General features: G+C 70.0%; 14 protein-coding genes and 1 pseudogene. 13 read left to right on the plus strand and 2 right to left on the minus strand.

Going from position 1 to position 16,961, the window contains the following annotated elements; translation table 11 throughout:
* Nucleotides 1-12 precede the first annotated feature (12 nt).
* A complete protein-coding gene (locus ACTMTJ_RS10405) occupies nucleotides 13-774 on the plus strand; it encodes an ABC transporter ATP-binding protein (RefSeq protein ID WP_441215943.1) in 762 nt (253 codons plus the stop codon).
* Nucleotides 765-2,414 carry an ABC transporter permease gene (locus ACTMTJ_RS10410; RefSeq protein ID WP_441215944.1) on the plus strand — a complete coding sequence of 550 codons (1,650 nt, stop codon included), beginning with the start codon at nucleotides 765-767 and terminating at the stop codon, nucleotides 2,412-2,414. Before ACTMTJ_RS10405 ends, ACTMTJ_RS10410 begins: the two co-directional genes overlap by 10 nt.
* An 893-nt stretch (nucleotides 2,415-3,307) precedes the next feature.
* On the opposite strand, the gene ACTMTJ_RS10415 is transcribed toward ACTMTJ_RS10410, so the two are convergent.
* Entirely contained in the window at nucleotides 3,308-4,276 is a 969-nt protein-coding gene (locus ACTMTJ_RS10415) for a glutamate ABC transporter substrate-binding protein (protein WP_441215945.1), read from the minus strand.
* A gap of 201 nt (nucleotides 4,277-4,477) precedes the next feature.
* Between ACTMTJ_RS10415 and ACTMTJ_RS10420 the strand changes: the two are divergent.
* From ACTMTJ_RS10420 to ACTMTJ_RS10470, 11 genes and pseudogenes are all read left to right on the plus strand, one after another.
* Nucleotides 4,478-4,990 (plus strand): annotated as a pseudogene (locus tag ACTMTJ_RS10420) (flavin reductase family protein); the annotation flags it as partial.
* Nucleotides 4,991-5,144: 154 nt separating this feature from the next.
* On the plus strand, nucleotides 5,145-5,495 hold the full coding sequence (locus ACTMTJ_RS10425; RefSeq protein WP_441215946.1) for a DUF485 domain-containing protein: 351 nt from the start codon (nucleotides 5,145-5,147) through the stop codon (nucleotides 5,493-5,495).
* Nucleotides 5,492-7,171, plus strand: coding sequence for a solute symporter family protein (locus ACTMTJ_RS10430; protein ID WP_441215947.1), 1,680 nt, complete (start codon nucleotides 5,492-5,494; stop codon nucleotides 7,169-7,171). Before ACTMTJ_RS10425 ends, ACTMTJ_RS10430 begins: the two co-directional genes overlap by 4 nt.
* 131 nt (nucleotides 7,172-7,302) lie before the next feature.
* Complete coding sequence (locus ACTMTJ_RS10435) at nucleotides 7,303-8,304, plus strand: UDP-glucuronic acid decarboxylase family protein (RefSeq protein ID WP_441215948.1); 1,002 nt, start codon at nucleotides 7,303-7,305, stop codon at nucleotides 8,302-8,304.
* Nucleotides 8,305-8,398: 94 nt separating this feature from the next.
* Nucleotides 8,399-9,634, plus strand: a complete 1,236-nt coding sequence (locus ACTMTJ_RS10440) for an LCP family protein (protein ID WP_441215949.1) — start codon at nucleotides 8,399-8,401, stop codon at nucleotides 9,632-9,634.
* Nucleotides 9,635-9,760: 126 nt separating this feature from the next.
* Nucleotides 9,761-10,936 carry an LCP family protein gene (locus tag ACTMTJ_RS10445; protein ID WP_441215950.1) on the plus strand — a complete coding sequence of 392 codons (1,176 nt, stop codon included), beginning with the start codon at nucleotides 9,761-9,763 and terminating at the stop codon, nucleotides 10,934-10,936.
* A 312-nt stretch (nucleotides 10,937-11,248) separates the two neighbouring features.
* Nucleotides 11,249-12,184 carry an LCP family protein gene (locus ACTMTJ_RS10450; RefSeq protein ID WP_441215951.1) on the plus strand — a complete coding sequence of 312 codons (936 nt, stop codon included), beginning with the start codon at nucleotides 11,249-11,251 and terminating at the stop codon, nucleotides 12,182-12,184.
* 13 nt (nucleotides 12,185-12,197) lie between these two features.
* Nucleotides 12,198-12,533, plus strand: a complete 336-nt coding sequence (locus ACTMTJ_RS10455) for a rhodanese-like domain-containing protein (RefSeq protein ID WP_441215952.1) — start codon at nucleotides 12,198-12,200, stop codon at nucleotides 12,531-12,533.
* A 93-nt stretch (nucleotides 12,534-12,626) separates the two neighbouring features.
* A complete protein-coding gene (locus tag ACTMTJ_RS10460) occupies nucleotides 12,627-14,087 on the plus strand; it encodes an ATP-binding protein (RefSeq protein ID WP_441215953.1) in 1,461 nt (486 codons plus the stop codon).
* A gap of 18 nt (nucleotides 14,088-14,105) precedes the next feature.
* A complete protein-coding gene (locus tag ACTMTJ_RS10465; protein WP_441215954.1) occupies nucleotides 14,106-14,567 on the plus strand; it encodes an ATP-binding protein in 462 nt (153 codons plus the stop codon).
* Between the two features lie 178 nt (nucleotides 14,568-14,745).
* Complete coding sequence (locus ACTMTJ_RS10470; RefSeq protein ID WP_441215955.1) at nucleotides 14,746-15,630, plus strand: DUF5926 family protein; 885 nt, start codon at nucleotides 14,746-14,748, stop codon at nucleotides 15,628-15,630.
* Here ACTMTJ_RS10470 and ACTMTJ_RS10475 read toward each other — a convergent pair.
* On the minus strand, nucleotides 15,617-16,831 hold the full coding sequence (locus ACTMTJ_RS10475; RefSeq protein WP_441216310.1) for an arginine deiminase: 1,215 nt from the start codon (nucleotides 16,829-16,831) through the stop codon (nucleotides 15,617-15,619). The genes ACTMTJ_RS10470 and ACTMTJ_RS10475 overlap by 14 nt on opposite strands.
* Nucleotides 16,832-16,961 lie beyond the last annotated feature (130 nt).

The following is a 16,961-nucleotide window of genomic DNA, read 5'->3' on the forward strand; positions in this document are numbered from 1 at the left end:
ACCGTCGGGTAAGTGACGACTGTTGAGCATGCCGCGCTGGCGGTCCGGGGGCTGGTCAAGCGGTTCGACGCGAAGGTGGCCGTGGCCGGCGTCGACCTCGACGTGCCGGCCGGCTCCTTCTACGGGCTGCTCGGCCCCAACGGCGCCGGCAAGACCACCACGCTCTCCATGGCGGTTGGCCTGCTGCGGCCGGACGCCGGTACGGCCTGGGTGCAGGGGCACGACGTGTGGTCCGATCCGGTGCGGGCCAAGGCGCTGCTCGGTGTGCTGCCCGACGGGGTGCGGCTCTTCGACCGGCTGAGCGGCGCCGAGCTGCTCGCCTACCACGGGCTGCTCCGCGGGATGGACCCCGCGGTGGTCGACCAGCGGGCGCGGGAGCTGCTCGACGTGCTCGCGCTGGCGGACGCCGGCCGCACGCTGGTGGTCGACTACTCGGCCGGCATGAAGAAGAAGATCGGCCTCGCCTGCGCGCTGCTGCACGCGCCCAGGCTGCTCGTGCTCGACGAGCCGTTCGAGGCGGTCGACCCGGTGTCGGCGGCGCTGATCCGCGACATCCTCCAGCGGTACGTGGCGGGTGGCGGCACGGTCATCTTCTCCAGCCACGTGATGGAGGTCGTCGAGCGCCTCTGCACGCACGTCGCGATCATGGCCGAGGGCGCGATCAAGCGGGTCGGCACGCTCAGCGAGGTACGCGGCGACAGGTCGCTGGAGGACGTGTTCGTCGAGGTGGTCGGCGGACGTACGTCGACGGGTGAGGAGCTGGCGTGGCTCTAGACCAGCACCAGCCGCCGGTGACCCTCTTCATCCGGCTCAAGCTGCGCGTGATGGCCAACAACATGCGCGGCAAGGGGTGGCGCATCGCGCTCTTCATGATCGGCCTGGTCGTCGGGCTGTGGTGGTCGGTGACCGCCCTGCTCCTGCTCGCCGCGCCCGGCCTCGCCGGCGACCTCGACGCGGCGGTGCTTGCCTCGGCACTGGGCGGCGCGGTGCTCGTGGTCAGCTGGGTGCTCCTGCCGCTGATCCTCTTCGGCGTCGACGAGACGCTCGACCCGGCGCGGTTCGCGCTGCTGCCGGTGCGCCGCCGCACGCTCGTCACCGGCTTGCTCGCCGCGGCGCTGGTCGGCATCCCCGCGTTCGCCGCGGCCGTGGCGACGACCGGGCTCGTCATCACGGCCGCCCTGCTCGGCGGGTGGAGCGCGGCCCTGGTGCAGGCCTTGGGCGTCGCCGCCGGCCTGCTCCTCTGCGTCGCGGCAAGCCGGGCGGTGACCAGCGCGTTCGCCACGATGCTGCGCTCCCGCAAGGTACGCGACCTCGCCGCGATCCTGCTCGCCTGCCTGGCCGCACTGCTCGGCCCGGTGCAGATCGGCGCGATGGCCCTGGCCGAAAACGCGGACTGGGAGCGGCTGCGCGGCCCGGCCCGCGTGCTGGGCTGGACCCCGCTCGCTGCGCCGTACACGGTAGGCGTCGACATCGCGGAGGGGCGCGCGTGGGCCGCCCCACTGAAGCTCCTCATCACGGCCGCGACCATCGCCCTGCTGCTGTGGTGGTGGTCGCGGACGCTGGAGTCGGCGATGGTCGGCGCCGAAAACGCCGGCCCGGCCCGCACCGCCGTCCCCGCGGGAGCCTCCGCGGTGGCGCAGCTCTTCCCGCGGAGCATGCCGTGGCTGCCGCGCACCCGATACGGCGCGCTGGTCGCCCGCGAGGCCCGCTACTGGTGGCGAGACGCGCGCCGGCGGGCCGGCCTCATCACGTTCGCGGTGATCGGCGTGATCATGCCCGTGATGGTCAACATCGGCTCCGGCGGCCTGAGCTCCGGCAGCGCCCACCCGGTCGTCATCAGCTTGATCATGGTCTTCGTCGGCGTTCTGGGCGCCGCCACGCTGGCCAACCAGTTCGGCTACGACGGCAGCGCCTACGCGGCGAACGTGGTGGCCGGCGTACCAGGCGCGGTCGAGCTGCGCGCACGGCTGACCGCGTTCACCACGTACCTCGGGCCGCTGCTGCTCGTGATCGCCGCGATCGTGGCCGTGTTCCTGCGCGAGCCGTCCTGGATCGGCGTGATGATCGGCTCGCTCGCCGCCGCGTACGGCTCGGGGCTGGCGGTCAACCTCTTCGTGTCACTGCACGGCGCGTACGCACTACCCGAGACGTCCAACCCGTTCGCGATCAACACCGGCTCCGGCGTGGCGAAGAGCCTGCTCAGCATCCTCGGGCTGATCGGCGCCGCGGCCGTGTCGATCCCGATCGTGGTGGTCACCGCCCTCGCCGGCGACGCGCCGGCCTGGCTGTGGCTGGCCGCACCGATCGGCCTCGCGTACGGCGCGGGCGCGGCCTGGCTGGGCACCTACATGGTCGGCGACATGCTCGACCGCCAGATGCCCGAACTCCTCCAGACGATCACCCCAAACCGCTGAGACAGATCCGAGCTACCGCGACGTCCGCGCTGGTCCGGACCGCTGCTCCCGCGGCCTAACCCTCCGCGTCACACAACCAACCCCAAGGACCGCGAAGGTCAAAGGGGCAGAATGCCGCTGCCACCGTGGGCCCGTAAACGTAGCCGGACCGCCGCAGCCGCGGCTTCACCCCATCCGCCGCTGGGCCGCGGTCGTCCCTGTCCACAATGTCTGCTCTCGGATCGACGATCCCGCCAACAACCGGGGCTTCGTCGCCGCGAGTAACCGCCGCAACGGCGCGAGCGGCACAAGATTCGAGATCTTTGGAGAGTTAGGGCGCCATTTCAACCCTAACTGTCCTAGATCTCAAAGCCCCCGATCCCGGCCGGTGACGCCGTGTAACTGATAGCCCGATGGCCAGACCGGACCCTTGCCCGCCGGGAACTTACGGTTCACCGCTGACGCGGACCTGGAGAGATCTGCCTGCAAGTAGTCGGCTGAAACCGGTCATGGCCCCTTCGGCCGGCCCCGCCTCTTGCCGCAGCCAGCGGGCGAAGCCCGAGCCGTGCCACCCAGCAAGAAGGGTGAACAAGCCGGGACGGCCCGGCCGGAGCCCGAGGCCCCGCACTAACCGCAACCACAAGCGAAGCCGAACCCGCAGAGCAAGCGGACAAGCTATCTCGACCCGAGGGCGGCTCACACCGCCGCACCGGTTACTCGGCGCAACGAAAGCTCAAGCGACCGACCAGCACCACTCGCCTGCCATCCTGATGGTCGGAGCGCTCCTGCCAGAGGCGGTCAAAGGGGTAAGCGCAACACACAGCGAACGGGTGAGGCCGCGGGAGCAACGGACCGCGACCACGACGGACGCCGCGGTAGCTCAAATCAATCGCGGTAAGCCGCGGTAGCTCAAATCAATCGCGGTAAACAGCCCGCGGCGGAGTCGGCACGTCGCCGAGTGAGGTGAGCCACCTCTGGTAGATCGCGGTCAGCCTGCCGTCGGAGCGCATGCGGTCGAGCACCCCGTTGACGAAGCGGATGAGATCCACTGTGGACTGGGACATCATGATGCCGTACGGCTCGACCCGGATCGCCGGACCGACCACGCGGGTCGTGGGGTCCTGCGCGACGAAGCCGGCCAGCTGGGCGTCGTCGTTGGAGATGGCGTCGACCTGGCCCTGCTGGAGCAGCACCAGGCAGTCGAGCACCTCGACGGCGGCGACCGGGATCGGCTTGGATGGCGCGCCGGCGATGTTGGCAATGTCGGAGCTGCCGGCCGCGGCGCAGACCTTCTTGCCGCCCAGGTCCTGGATGCCGCGTACCTTCGAGTCGCCGCGCACGAGCACCCGCTGCTGTGCCTCGTAGTAAGAGGTGGAGAAGGCGACCTCGCGCCACCGCTCGCAGTTCATCGACGTGGTCCGGATGATCATGTCGACCTCGCCGGCCTTGATCGCCGGGATGCGCTCGGCGGCGGCCATCGAGCGGAAGCGGATCTTGTTGGGGTCGCCGAAGAGCGCCTTGGAGATCTCCCTGGCGATGTCGATGTCGACGCCCACGAGCTGCCCCGAGTCGGGATCGCGGTAGCCGAAGAGGTAGGTGGTCTGGCTGACGCCGATGACGAGGTGGCCGCGCTCGGCGATCTTCGCCATCGCGGAGCCGGCGGGCATGGCGCCCGGGGCGGGTAGGCCGCCGCGCGGCCGGTAGCTGGCTCGTGGGTCACACCCGCCCTCTTCCGGCGAGCCGCTCGTCTCCGGCGCGGGATCCTGGACGCCGACCGGGCGCGGCGGGGGCAGTCGCTCCTCGACCGGCACGGCCGCCGGCCCCGATCCACAACCCGCGAGGAACGCCACCACCAGCGCTGACGCCCCGATCCTTGCCTTCATGGCCGGCAAGGTAGGAGGACGGGGTTAACGAGAGGCGTAACGGCGAATGAACGAAGATGAGCAGGTGAGGGAGCGAGTTGGCGCGGCGGCGTCTGGACGGAGCCGCCCCGCCGACGAAGTCGGGGTTTCGGGGCGGCGGAGGAAGACGTCGCCTTCAGCGCCGCACGAGCGAGCGAACCAGGAGGCACAGTGAGCCTTCCCGAGCCCGGCGCGCGGATCCACGGCACCGACCCCTTCGCGACGCCCGGCGAGGCCCGCTCACCCGTGCGGCGGCTGCGTGGGCGCATCGCCTCGACGGTGACGCTCTGGACCGCGCCCGGCCCCGCGGGCCTCACCGTCTCGTCCACGCTGGTGGCCGGCGGCGAGCCGGGCCGCCTGCTCGGCGTCGTCGACGACGAGTCGGACCTCTGGGCCGCGGCCAGCGCGGCCGGGCGGTTCGCGGTCGCACCGCTGGCCGCGGGGCACAAGCAGCTCGCCGACCGCTTCGCCGGCATCCTGCCCGCACCCGGTGGCCTCTTCCGGGATGACGGCTGGATCGAAACGCCGTACGGGCCGGTGCCCGCCGACGTGGGCACCTGGGTGGGCTGCCGGCTGGACAGCGCGCGCGAGTTCGGCTGGGGGCTGCTGGTGGAGGCGACGATCGAGGCGATCGAGGTCGGGCCGGACGACTCCCCCTTGATCCACTTCCGCGGGCGCTACCGGGAGCTGGGCTAACCGGTTACCGGCGTGATCCACGTCACTCGGCGCAGGCAGACAACCGTTCGGCGCAATCGACGACCGTGATCGCGATCACGACTTCCTTCGTCGTACCGCCGTTCTTACGGTCCTGCCGACACCCGCCTACGCCTGTGAAGGTGGTGAACTTCGCATGACGACGGATATCCCCGCTCCCGCCACCTCGGACGCCGAGCGGTACGTCGAGGTCCAGCGGTCGGAGGACTTCACGAGGTTGCGCAAGACTCTGCGCGGCTTCATCTTCCCGATGACCGTGGCCTTCTTTCTCTGGTACGCGCTTTACGTGATCCTGTCCGCCTACGCACGCGGCTTCATGGACACCAAGGTCGTCGGCCACATCAACGTGGCGCTCGTCTTCGGCCTCCTCCAGTTCGTGTCCACGTTCGTGATCGCCTGGCTGTACTCGCGCTTCGCGAGCCGCCAGGTCGACCCGATCGCCGACAAGATCGCCCACGAGCTCAGGGAGAAGGGAGACGCCGCATGAGTCCCTCCGCCTTCCTCGCGGCCGAGGCCGGTGACAACACCGCCCGCACGCTGACGATCACGCTGTTCCTGGTCTTCGTGGCCATCACCCTCGCGATCACCGTGTGGGCGAGCCGCCAGACCAAGACGGCGACCGACTTCTACGCCGGCGGCCGGTCCTTCTCCGGCTTCCAGAACGGCATGGCGATCGGCGGCGACTACATGTCGGCCGCGTCGTTCCTCGGCATCGCCGGCCTCATCGCGCTGTACGGGTACGACGGCTTCCTGTACTCGATCGGCTTCCTCGTGGCGTGGCTGGTCGCGCTGCTGCTGGTCGCCGAGCTCCTGCGCAACTCGGGCAAGTACACGATGGCCGACGTGCTCGCGTTCCGGATGCGCCAGCGCCCGGTGCGCACGGCGGCCGCGGTCTCCACGATCACGGTGTCGATCTTCTACCTGATCGCCCAGATGGTCGGCGCGGGCGCGCTCGTCGCGCTGCTGCTCGGCATCCGCCCCGGCACGACCTTCCTCGGCATGGACGCCGACGCCGCCAAGATCGCCACGATCATCCTGGTCGGCGCCCTCATGATCGTCTACGTCACGGTCGGCGGGATGAAGGGCACCACGTACGTCCAGATCGTCAAGGCGTTCCTGCTGATGAGCGGCGCGGCGCTGATGACGGTCCTGGTGATGGCGAAGTTCAACTTCAACCTCTCCTCGCTGCTCGGCGCCGCCGCGGACCAGTCCGGCAAGGGCGAGGCCTTCCTCGAGCCGGGCCTGCGGTACGGCGTGGAGGTCGCCGACAACGCGAAGCAGACCTTCTACAACAAGGTCGACCTCTTCTCGCTGGGCATCGCGCTGGTGCTCGGCACAGCCGGCCTGCCGCACATCCTGATCCGCTTCTACACCGTGCCGACGGCGCGCGCGGCCCGTAAGAGCGTGCTGTGGGCGATCGGCATCATCGGCACCTTCTACCTCTTCACCCTCGCGCTCGGCTTCGGCGCGGCGGCCCTGGTCGGTGGCGCGGCGATCCGTGAGCAGGACGCGGCCGGCAACACGGCCGCACCCCAGCTCGCCGAGGCCCTGGGCGTCGACTTCTTCGGTGGCGACACGGGTGGTGCGGTGCTCCTCGCGGTCATCGCCGCGGTCGCCTTCGCCACGATCCTGGCGGTGGTGGCCGGCCTGACGCTGGCGTCGTCGTCGAGCCTCGCGCACGACTTCTACGCCAACGTGATCAAGAGGGGCCAGACCTCGGAAAAGCAGGAAGTGAACGTGGCCCGGATCTCCGCGTTCGGCATCGGCGCGATCTCGATCGTGCTGGCCCTCTTCGCACAGAGCCTGAACGTGGCCTTCCTGGTCGCGCTCGCGTTCGCGGTGGCGGCCTCCGGCAACCTGCCGGCCATCCTGTACAGCCTCTTCTGGAAGCGGTTCAACACCTCCGGGGCGACGTGGGCGATCTACGGCGGTTTGATCGCCGCCGTGGTGCTCGTGTTCTTCTCGCCGGTCGTGTCGGGGGCTCCGACCTCGATGTTCAAGAACTCCGACTGGCAGTGGTTCCCGTTGAACAACCCCGGCATCATCTCGATCCCGGTCGGCTTCCTCTGCGGCTGGATCGGCACGCTCATCTCGAAGGAGACCGACGAGCAGAAATACGCCGAGCTGGAGGTGCGCTCCCTCACCGGTGCGGGCGCGCACTGATCCACCGGCGTTCCTGACGGACCCGCGCGGCCTGCCCACAGCCGCGCGGGTCCGTCCCGTCCGAGGTTCCCGCTGCCATCGTGGGGTACGTAGGGACAAGGCGGTGGGTATCAATCGGTAGGCTTGCGCTCATGGTCGTAGTCCCGCGATTCGGAGCAGGTCACCGCGTCCTCGTCACCGGGGGTGCGGGGTTTGTCCCGTCGCACCTGGTCGACGCGCTGCTGGCGCGCGGCTGCGCGGTGGTGGCGGTCGACAACTTCGTGACCGGGACCAAGGACAACGTGGCCCACCTGGCCGAGCATCCAGACTTCACGCTCGTCGAGGCAGACGTGGCCGACGGGCTCCCCGACCACCATCCGGCGATCGCCCAGCGCTTCGACGCGATCCTGCACATGGCCTCGCCGGCTAGCCCGACCGACTTCACCACGCTGCCGATCGAGATCCTCCGGGTCGGCTCCCAGGCCACGCTCCTGCTGCTCGACCGCGCGTTCAAGGACGGCGCCCGCTTCATCCTGGCCTCCACGTCCGAGGCGTATGGCGACCCGAAGGTGCACCCCCAGCCCGAGTCGTACTGGGGCAACGTCAACCCAGTCGGTGTGCGCAGCGTGTACGACGAGTCCAAGCGCTTCGCCGAGGCCGCGACGATGGCCTACCAGCGCCACCACGGGCTCGACGTGGGCATCGTGCGGATCTTCAATACGTACGGGCCACGGATGCGGCCGGACGACGGGCGGGCGGTGCCGACGTTCATCACCCAGGCGCTGCGCGGCGAGCCGATCACGCTGCACGGCACCGGCACGCAGACCCGCTCGATCTGCTACGTCGACGACCTGGTCCGCGGCATCCTGCTGCTCCTCGACTCGACCGAGACCGGGCCGATCAACTGCGGCACCGAAGACGAGTTCTCGATGCGCGAGCTCGCCGAGCTGATCATCCGGCTCACCGGCAGCGAGTCCGTGATCTCGTACGTGCCGCGCACCGCCGACGACCCGGAGATGCGCCGGCCCGACCTGACCCTCGCCCGCACCCGGCTCGGCTTCACCCCGCGTGTGGGGGTCGAGGAGGGGCTGCGCCGCACGATCGAGCACTTCGCGCAGCGAGTCGGCAAGCTCAGTGCGCAGCGGGTGGGCTAGCCCAGCGCGAAGCGGGTGGGCTGACTCCCGTCTTTGTGCCGCCGTCGGCGTTGGCTGAAAGGCAGACTCGCCTTCCCGACCTACCCTGGCTTACATGACAGCGACCAGGTCTTCCTACGGCGGCAGCTCCGGCCGGGCGTCCGTACCGGGCATGAACCAGCCCGATTCGGGACGAATCTCCGGCCGGGCCCACGTGCCTGGCTCGGCTGCCCCGGGGCAGCCACCGGCGCGCTCGTCGGGATACGGCGGCCGGGGGCCTGGCGGCCCGGGCGGTCCCGGTGGGCCGGGCGGCCCGGTCTACCCGGGCGGCCGGCGGCCCCGCCTGCGTCCCCGCTGGGGCCGCATCGCGCTCCTGGCCGGCATCGCGGTCCTGGTGCTCGGTCTGCTGGGCGGGCTCGGCCTCTGGGCGTACGTCAACAACCTCGATGACGACCTGGCCCGCACCGACCCGTTTTCGGAGATCACCGGCGGCCGGCCGGCCAAGACGGTCGACGGCACGCTCAACATCCTGATGGTGGGCAGCGACTCCCGCGACCCCGACGCCAAGGTCGACCAGAGCAGCGAGTGGCGCGCCGACACGATCATCCTCATGCACATCCCGGCCAGCCACAAAGAGGCCTACCTGGTCTCCATCCCCCGCGACCTCTACGTGCCCATCCCGGAGAGCGCGGGCGCCGACTGCGGCAGCGGCCAGCGCGCGAAGATCAACGCAGCCTTCGCGTTCGGCGGCCTCCCGTTGGCGGTACGCACGGTCGAGTGCTTCAGCGATGTCCACATCGACCACGTGATGGCGATCGACTTCGGCGGCTTCAAGGAGGTCACCGACGCGCTCGGCGGGGTCGACCTCAAGGTGGAGCGCACGATCACCTCGATCCACAAGCCGTACCGCACGTTCCACAAGGGCGTGCAGCACATGAACGGCGACCAGGCGCTCGACTGGGTTCGCCAGCGCAAGCAGTTCCCGGACGGCGACTTCGCCAGGGTGCGTCACCAGCAGGAGTTCCTGAAGGCGCTGATGGACAAGGCGGCGAGCACGGGCACGCTGACCAACCCGAAGAAGCTCAACTCGTTCCTCAAGGCGACGACCGACGCGGTGACGGTCGACGAGGGTTTCTCGCTTGTGGACATGGCGCTTCAGTTCCGCAGCCTCCGGGGTGACAACCTCAAGTTCTTCACCAGCCCGCACAAGGGCAGCGACACGATCAACGGCGAGTCGGTAGTGGTCTCCGACAAGGAAAAGGCCCTGGCCATGTACCAGGCGATGGCCAACGACAAGATGGAGGAGTGGGCCGCGGCCAACGCCTCACCAGCCCCCAAGCAGGGTAGTTGATCGACAACCGTTGGTGGCGTAGCCGGATGTTTCCGGCTACGCCATCTGCTGTTAACCTTCCATATCTCCAGTGGCTGTATCTTGCCCGCTGGACCTGACCCCCGGCGATCGGACCCAAGGATGCAGGTGGAGCGCGGCCAGAGGCGCCCCGTAACGGACGTCACCACCCCGCGCAAACGCCGGCGGGATCCACTGTGGGCACGCCTGACCGTCATCTTCGGCGCGGTGCTCATGATGGTGAGCGGCACCGCTATCGTCGGCGCCCGCGTCGTCATCGGCAACGCCACCTCCAACATCGAGACCACCAACCTCCTCGGCGGCGCCGCCGCGGCCGCCGGCCCCGGTGGCAACAACATCAAGGGCGCGGTCAACCTCCTGCTGGTGGGCATCGACGCCCGCGCGAGGGGCAGCTCCGAGACCAGCGTGCTGGCCGACACCATCGTCGTGCTGCACATCCCGGAATCGCACGACCAGGCTTACCTGGTCTCCATCCCGCGTGACTGGCGCGTACAGATCCCCGCGTACCCGAAGACCGGCTTCGGCGGCTCGACCGAAAAGATCAACTCCGCCTTCTCGTACGGCTACCAGGGCCCCGGCACCGAGCTGGAAAAGCGCGCCCGCGGCGTCGACTCGCTGGCACAGACCGTCCACTCGCTCACCGGCATCAAGTTCAACGGCGCGGCGATCATCGACTTCGCCGGCTTCGAGTCGGTGGTCAAGACGCTGGGCGGCGTCAACATGTGCGTCGACGAGCGCGCCGAGTCGATCCACCTGGGCATCGACAAGAAGGGCAAGATCTACAAGCTCTGGTACAAGGAGGGCGTCGGCATCCAGGACCTGCCGCCAGGCGCCAAGCCGGTCGTACACGAGAAGGGCTGCCGCCGGATGTCCGCCGAGCTGGCCCTCGACTACGCCCGCATCCGCAAGAGCCTCTCCGACGGCGACTACGGGCGGCAGCGCCACCAGCAGCAGCTCATCAAGGCCATCGCCAAGGAGGCGACGAGCAAGGGCGTGATCACCAACCCGCTCAAGCTCAACAACGTCATCAAGGCCGCGGGCAAGGCCTTCGTGCTGGACACCCAGGGCATCCCGGTCGAAGACTTCATCTTCACCCTGCGCGGCGTGGCCGCCAACGACCTGGTGCTGATCAAGACCAACGCCGGCAAGTTCAACACGCAGAAGGTCAACGGCCAGGACTTCGAGCAGCTCAGCGAGCAGTCGATGCAGATGCTCGCCGCCGTCCGCGACGGCCGCCTGGCCGACTTCGTGATCAGCAACCCCCAGTTCATCGCCAAGACCTAGGCAGGCGAGCGATCGTGGTATGTAACTGCCCCCAGAGGGGCAGCGAGGGCCCGCGATCTATTGGCGTGTGGCCGACCTGTGCGCCGATCAATGAAGTCGAGGCAGGCGACAGCGCGCCTGACCGTCGGTCCTGATCCGGAAGACGGTCGCGGGCGGCACTAGATCGGGGTAATTGGGGCCCTCCTGGCAAATCCGACCTTAGGCTGAGTCAAGAGACCACCGCCGGGTCTGGGAGGAGCCACGTCCACCATCGAGCGGGAAGCTACGGCCCCGGAGTCGCCCGGTCGGCCGCCCGCTCCGCGCTGGGCGAAGGTGGTCCTCGGCATCGGGCTGGCCCTGCTGCTGGTGTCCGCGGTGGGCATCGTGGGGCTGCGGGTGCTCGTGTCGCGGTACGAGCGTTCGATCGCACAGGAGCGGCTGCTCGACGAGGCGGCGCGGCAGCGGCGGACGGCCGTGCAGGGGCCGCTCAACTACCTGCTCGTCGGCTCCGACCTCCGGGCGAACAATCCGTCCGAGGGCCAGCGGGCAGACACGATCGTGATCGCGCACATCCCGGCCGGGCTGGATCAGGCCTACCTGATCTCGATCCCGCGTGACCTGCGCGTGCCGATCGCCGGCCATGGGACTGACAAGATCAATGCGGCCTTCTCGTACGGGCGGGTGCCGCTGCTCTCCGCCACGGTGACCCAGCTGACCGGCGTCAACTTCGACGGAGCCGCGATCATCGACTTCTCCGGCTTTCGGCGGGTGGTCGACCTGCTCGGCGGGGTGACGATGTGCGTCGACACGCGCACCCGCTCGATACACACCGGCCGCCTCTTCACCGTTGGCTGCCAGCAGATGAGCGGCGCGGTGGCGCTCGACTACGCCCGCCAACGGTACGACCTGCCGGCCGGTGACTTCGACCGGCAGCGGCACCACCAGCAGCTGCTCAAGGCGATCATGGTGAAGGTGTCCGACCGTGGCCTTGTCACCAACCCGCTCAAGATCGACCAGCTGGTGCGGGCGGTCGGTGCCTCGCTGACCGTGGACACCAACGGTGTACCCGTGGAGGATCTTGTCTTCGCGCTGCGCGGGTTGGGAGCGGGTGACCTGGTGGGACTCCAGGTGCCGGCCCACCCGGAGATGATCGGCGGCGTCTCCTACGCGCTGCTGGACGACCCCGCGCCGGGCCTCTTCGCGGCGTTGTCACGCGCGGAAGTCGCCGGATGGGCCACTGCCAACCCGAAGTGGATCAACAAACTCTAGATAGAGTGGCGACGTGTTCGGACCTCACATTCCCACGGTTTCCACGGCGGAGATCCCCGCCGGTGCGTATCTGCTCGACGTGCGTGAGCCTGACGAGTGGGAGGCCGGCCACGCGCCCGGCGCCCACCACATGCCGATGATGGACATCCCTGCCCGCCTCTCCGAGCTGCCCACCGAGGGCGACATCGTCGTGGTGTGCCGCTCCGGTGGGCGTTCCGGGCAGGTGGTGGCCTACCTACTGGGCAACGGCTGGGAAAACGTGAGCAACCTCGACGGCGGCATGCAGGACTGGGCCGCCAGCGGGCGTGAGCTCGTGAGCGAGGTCGGGCAGCCGGCCCGCGTGCTCTGAGCACCCACCGTGTCGAGACCGGGACGGACACGGTGTGGGATCCAGAAAGCGCGGTGATAGCGAAATGGGAGTCCCACAGGGCAGACTCGGGGCATGCCGGAGCGCCCTGACTACGCCGCTCTGATCGCCGGCCAGGCCGACGTCATCGAGACGGCCAATTCCGGCGTGTCCGGGCTGCCGGTGGTCGGCCACCTGCTGGGCCTCGGCCAGCGGGCACTGCACGCCGACGGCATGACCTTCGTGGAGTACGGCCCTTCCGGCGGGCGGGTCATCGCCGCCAGCGGTGCCACCGGCTGGACGCTGGGCCGCCCGGTCGACCCCACCGCCCCGGCAAACGCGCGGCTGCTGGCCGGGCCGCAGACCAGCGAGCTGCCGGCCGACGCGTTCGAGGCCGGCTTCACCCTCCAGCTGCGCTCCCGCGGGCTCCACCGCGTCATCCACGCGCGCACCGACATCAGCGGCACGACGATCGGCAGCCTGCACGCCTTCTTCGCCGATCCCGACGGCACCGCGACGGCCGACGACCACTCGCTGATGGTCTACCTGGCGAGCTGCATCGCCCACCTCTACGGCGACCAGGCCGGCCTTCCCGTGCACGGCAACGGGCCGGTGGTGGCCGCGCTCGCCGACGGCCTCGCGGTGGTCGACCGCGACCTGCGCATCCGCCTGTGGAACCCGTCGGCCGAGCAGGTCACCGGCTTTCCCGCGGAGAAGATGCTCGGCGAGCGGCTGCCGTTTCCGCTGCCCGCGCCCGGCCAGGTGATCGACCACCGGCTCGACGACGGCCGCCGACTCAAGGTGGCCGCGGGCGAGCTGCCGGGGGCGCCCGAGTCGCGTGTGGTCACCTTCCGTGACACCACGGACCAATATCAGCGTGATCACGACCGCGACCTCTTCGTGGCGGTGACCAGTCACGAGCTGCGCACACCGGTCACCGTCATCAAGGGATACGCCGACACGCTCAGTAATCACTGGGAGTCGCTTTCGGAGCTCGACCGGCTGGAGGCGGCCCGCGTGATCGGGCTGCGGGCGGGCGAGCTGGCCCGCCTCGTCGACCGGCTGCTCTCCGCCGCCAACGACGGTGGTCAGGTGGGCGCGGCGCCGCCCACGCCGTTCGACCTCGTCGATGCCCTGCGCACGGCGGCGAGCGCCCTCCCCGCCGACCTGCGTCGGCGCCTCACCCTCGCGCTTCCCGACGACCTGCCCAAGGCGTTCGGCGACCGGGCCAGCATGACGACGGTCCTCACCGAGCTGGCCACCAACGCGGAGAAGTACTCGAATCCCGGCACCCTCGTGGAGGTCACCGCCCAGGCGGAGGAACGCACCGTGGTATTCCGGGTTAGCGACCGCGGCATCGGGGTACGACCGGAGCACGTCGAGCGGGCGTTCGATCGCTTCTGGCAGGGAGAGCAGGGAGACCGGAGGAGGTATCCAGGCACCGGTTTGGGCCTCTATCTCGTTAGAAGAATTGTCGAGCGGCAAAACGGGTGGGTATCCCTCCGACCCCGTCAGGGGGGCGGTACCGTCGCAGAGGTGCGACTCCCGCGCGGATAGGTGAGGGCAGGAGGCACGATGGTGTCGATGGCACTGGCCGAGCGAGCCTGGTGCGTAGTCATCCCACATCACCCCCGCGGCGCGCGCATAGCCCGGCAACGCCTCACCAACGAGCTTCGTGACGCGGTGCATCCCGCTCTCCTCGCCGACGCCGTCGCCGTGCTGGCCGAGCTCGTCGGCAATGCGGTGCGCCACGCCAACCCGCTGCCCGGCGGGGTGGTGCGGGTGGCCTGGCGGCTGCGGCCGGCCGGCTCCGAGGCCGAGGTCGACCACGACACCGTCGAGGTGCGGGTTACCGACGGCGGCGCGGCCGAGCCGCCACGCATCCGGGCGATCGCCACCGACGCCGTCGACGGGCGCGGGTTGAGCATCGTGGCCGCCCTCTCCGACTGCTGGGGCGTCGACCGAGACGGCCTCGGGCAGAGCGTCTGGGCGGAGCTGTCGGGCACTTTCGACCACCAACGGCGGGAAAGTCCGTGATCGGCCGCGCCTTTGGCCCCGCGCCGCGCGCGTAGAGCCTAGGCTGAACGGCTGTGAGAGAGCGAGCTGGCGCGGTGGCGTCTGGACGGAGCTGCCCCGCCGACGAAGTCGGGGTTTCGGGGCAGCGGAGGAAGACGTCGCCTTCAGCGCCGCGTGAGCGAACGAACCCGGAGACAGAGTGAGCAAGCGTCGAAAGAACTCCCGGTCCGCTGAGGCGGCTCCCAAGCGTCAAAAGCTGCGCGACGTATTCGTCCCCCGCCCGTTCGAGGGTCTGGCGGACGAGGCGGAGTGGATCGCGCTGCGCGAGCTGGTGCCGGCCGCGTCGGCGCCGCTGCGCCTCGCCCCCGACCTCGTCGCCAAGTACGGCGAGCGGTCCGTCACGCTGGCCACCGTGCTGCCGATGGCGTGGCCGGCGATGACCAAGCCGGACGGCCGGGTCTTCGTCGGTCTCCAGCGCCACGTGCAATCCGGCGACATCTCGCGCGACCTCGCCGTCGCCCTGCTCTCCGCACTGGAGACCGAGCCGGGCGGCACCGTGGCCGTGCCGGCCCTGCCCGGCGAAGGTCCCCGCCTCCAAGATGTCCTCGTCGACGGGGCGCTCGACGTGACGATGCACGACACGTTCGAGTTCTGGCTGGATGCCGACGCGGCCGACGACCCCAACGTGAAGGCGTCGCTGGAGCGGGCCAACGCGTCGATCTACCCGACCGTGCGGCTCGCGGCGGCCAAGGCGGCGTACTGGTGCCGGGTCCCCGAGAAGGGGCACGTGCGCTGGGTGCTGCCAGACGACGAAGACGCCGCCCTCAACGCCCTGGCGAGGCTCGCCGGTGCGGGCGAGCTGCTGCTGGGCGACGGCACCAAGTTCGCCGGCATGTTCCGCGCGCACGGCCGCCTGGTGCCGGTGTGGGACATCCCGCGTGAGCCGGAGGCGGCCGACTGGGAGGCGCCCGTGGCCGACTTCGCCAAGCGCTACACCGACGCGCTCGGCGACGAGAGCCCGCTCGACGCGACCGCCCGCCGTGCCAAGCAAGGGCTGCTGGGCCGCCAGCTCACGCTGCGCTGAGAGGCTTCAGCGGGTCGCGGACCATCGGGCAGGACATGCACCGCGGGCCGCCACGACCGGAGCCCAGCTCGGACCCGGGGATCGGGATCACCTCGATGCCGGCGCGTTCGAGCTGGGCGTTGGTTTCGACGTTGCGCTCGTACGCCACGCACAGCCGCGGCTCGATGGCGAGCGTGTTGTTGCCGTCGTCCCATTGCTCCCGCTCGGCGGTCACCGGGTCGAGCCCGGTGTCGATGACCCGGAGCGCGTCGAGGTCCATCGCGTCGGCGGCGGCCCGCAGAAACGGCGCCGGACCGTCCACCTGCGGCTCGCCGTCCTCGCCGGCCACCACCGTGTACGCCACGAGGGCGTCGGCGACGTTCGGGTACATCAGCACGGCGTCGACGTCGACCATGGTCACGATCGTGTCGAGGTGCATGGTGGCGCGCTCCTGCGCGATCGGCACCACAAGGATCGTGTGCGCCAGCCCGGCCATGAACACCCGGCGGGCCAGCCGCTCGGCGCCGGCCGGGGTGGTCCGCTCCCCCACTCCCACGGCGAGGACGCCGGGCGCGAGGAGCAGGACATCGCCGCCCTCCACGGGCTCGAGCGCGGGCTGGTAGGCCAGCTCTGTGCCGGCGAAGCGTGGATGGTGCCGATAGATCGTGTGCAGCAGCGTGGTCTCCCGCCGCCGGGCCGGCATCGCGAGGCTGCTGACCGCCGCCTGGTCGCGCACCCAGACCGACGAGTCGCGGGTGAAGAGCAGGTTGGGCAGCGGGTCGATGATGAAGTCGTGCTGGTCCATGAGGGCGTAGACGAGGCCGCCCGGTCGGCCGCGCAGCTCCTCGTGTGCCAGCCCGGCGATGAGCACATCGGACAGTCCGGCCGGGTCGAGGTAGGCCAGGTGGTCGGCCACCCGCCGGCGCAGCGTCTCGCCCAGCCGCGGGTCGGCGAGCACCTGGCCGGTCAGCTCGGCCCGCGCCTCGTCGGTCGCGAGGGTCTCGGCGAGCAGCGCGCTCAGGTAGAGGACCTCCACGCCACGGTCGCGCAGGGCGCCCGCGAAGGCGTCGTGTTCTTCCTGCGCCCGGCCCACCCAAGGGATCGCGTCGAAGAGCAGCGAGTCGCTGTTTCGCGGGGTCAGACGCGCCAGCTCAGGACCCGGGCGGTGGAGGAGCACTGTGACGAGTCTTCCAACCTCGCTGTCCACGTAATGGGCCACAATGGTCAGCGTAGCCACTCGGGTAGCACCATCTGACAAAAGAGGCGGGTCGTGAATGCGGCATTCATCCCCAGTCACTCCGCCGTCACTCCTTCTTGAGTACCCGCTCAACCACGTACCGTAGTGAAACCAC

Origin of the sequence: Phytohabitans sp. LJ34 (assembly GCF_052068095.1) — a bacterium.
Classification (GTDB): domain Bacteria; phylum Actinomycetota; class Actinomycetes; order Mycobacteriales; family Micromonosporaceae; genus Phytohabitans.

What these genes read in the sequence shown, in the direction of transcription:
- ACTMTJ_RS10415 (WP_441215945.1), bottom strand. Translation starts at nt 4,276, where the DNA reads ATGAAGGCAAGGATCGGGGCGTCAGCGCTGGTGGTGGCGTTCCTCGCG.
- ACTMTJ_RS10425 (WP_441215946.1), top strand. Translation starts at nt 5,145, where the DNA reads ATGACGACGGATATCCCCGCTCCCGCCACCTCGGACGCCGAGCGGTAC.
- ACTMTJ_RS10430 (WP_441215947.1), top strand. Translation starts at nt 5,492, where the DNA reads ATGAGTCCCTCCGCCTTCCTCGCGGCCGAGGCCGGTGACAACACCGCC.
- ACTMTJ_RS10435 (WP_441215948.1), top strand. Translation starts at nt 7,303, where the DNA reads ATGGTCGTAGTCCCGCGATTCGGAGCAGGTCACCGCGTCCTCGTCACC.
- ACTMTJ_RS10440 (WP_441215949.1), top strand. Translation starts at nt 8,399, where the DNA reads ATGACAGCGACCAGGTCTTCCTACGGCGGCAGCTCCGGCCGGGCGTCC.
- ACTMTJ_RS10460 (WP_441215953.1), top strand. Translation starts at nt 12,627, where the DNA reads ATGCCGGAGCGCCCTGACTACGCCGCTCTGATCGCCGGCCAGGCCGAC.
- ACTMTJ_RS10465 (WP_441215954.1), top strand. Translation starts at nt 14,106, where the DNA reads ATGGTGTCGATGGCACTGGCCGAGCGAGCCTGGTGCGTAGTCATCCCA.